The sequence below is a fragment of the Arthrobacter sp. UYEF20 genome, assembly GCF_040546335.1.
Taxonomy (GTDB): Bacteria; Actinomycetota; Actinomycetes; order Actinomycetales; family Micrococcaceae; genus Arthrobacter.
Genome location: NZ_JBEPNP010000066.1, coordinates 1 through 1,413, shown reverse-complemented (window position 1 = coordinate 1,413; position 1,413 = coordinate 1). Strand labels below are relative to the sequence as shown.

At 61.9% G+C, this 1,413-nt stretch carries 1 protein-coding gene; it reads left to right on the top strand.

The annotated features are described in order from the left end of the window. Positions 1-144 precede the first annotated feature (144 nt). Positions 145-1,311 carry a DDE-type integrase/transposase/recombinase gene (locus ABIB26_RS23660; protein WP_354248646.1) on the top strand — a complete coding sequence of 389 codons (1,167 nt, stop codon included), beginning with the start codon at positions 145-147 and terminating at the stop codon, positions 1,309-1,311. The last annotated feature ends 102 nt before the right edge of the window (positions 1,312-1,413 follow it).

Sequence of the window (1,413 nt, the reverse complement as noted above, 5' to 3'; positions counted from 1 at the left end):
CGCGTTGACTCATAGAAAACCTCCGCGTAGCTGGATACGTTGCCTCAGTTGAATACCTCCGCGTAGCGGCGTGGTTTCCGGGCGGGGCGGCGTATGGGGACTATGCCCGTTTTCATGGAGCTAACGATGGTCCAGCGGCAAGCTGTGACAAAGAAGAAAGCCCTCGCCTACAAAAGCGCCGATCGTGCAGGAAAGTCCCGAATCCTGAACGAGCTGGTCGAGCTGACCGGTTGGCACCGCGACTATGCCCGGGCCGCTCTGCGGGAGGCCCTGGTCCTGAAGATCGTCAAGCCCAGACCGGGTCGGACGCCGGTCTACGGGCCTGATCTGCTGCCATCCCTGGTCACGTGCTGGGCGGTGCTGCGCGCCCCTGCCGGCCGGCTGCTGGCCCCGATGTTGCCAGTCTTGGTGCCGCTGCTGCGCCGGGACAAGGAGCTCGAGATCACCGACGCGCAGGCTGCTCTGCTGATGCGCATGAGCGCGGCGACCATCGACCGTAAACTCGCCGGTGAACGGGCGAAACTCTTCCCGCGGGGACGCTCGCACACGAAGCCCGGCACGCTCCTGAAATCCCAGATCCCGGTCCGGACATGGGCGGAGTGGGACGATGCCGTCCCGGGATTTGTGGAGATCGATCTGGTCGGCCACGAGGGCGGCAACAGCTTCGGGGAATTCTGCTTCACCCTGACGGTGACTGACATTTCCACCGGATGGACCGTGAACCGGTCCGTGCGGAACAAGGCCGCCAAATGGGTCTTCGAGGCCCTCGAACACGTCACTGCAGTGTTCCCCTTCCCGATCATCGGCATCGATTCGGACAACGGCTCGGAGTTCATCAACGAGCACCTGCTGGCCTACTGCCATGCCCAGCAGGTCACCTTCACCCGGTCCCGGCCAGGAAACAAGAACGACGGCGCCCACGTGGAGCAAAAGAACTGGGCAAGGGTCCGGGAGCTGGTCGGCTACCTGCGCTACGACACCGCCGCGGAGCTGGAGAAACTCAACGAGATCTGGGCGCTGGACCGGATCTTCACGAACTACCTGCTGCCCCAACAAAAACTCATCGAGAAGCAGCGGCACGGCGCGAAAGTGACCAAGAAACACGACGCACCTGCCACACCCCACCACAGGGCGATCCGGCACGAGAGAATGCGCAAACGCCCGATCATCCGGATGAACGCCGCCTTCAAACAGATCAAACCCGGCGCACTCTCACGCCAGATCCTGGCACTCACCAGCCAGCTGGAAACACTCTCCCGGGCAAAACAACCCGCCGCCGCCAAACCCATCAACAGGGCCTGGAACAACTGAAAATCCGGAGGTTCTTCAATGAGGCAACGAAGCCATCAACCGGAGGTTTTCAGATGAGGCAACGAATCACTTTTCCCGGAGGTATTGCAATGAGGCAACAGG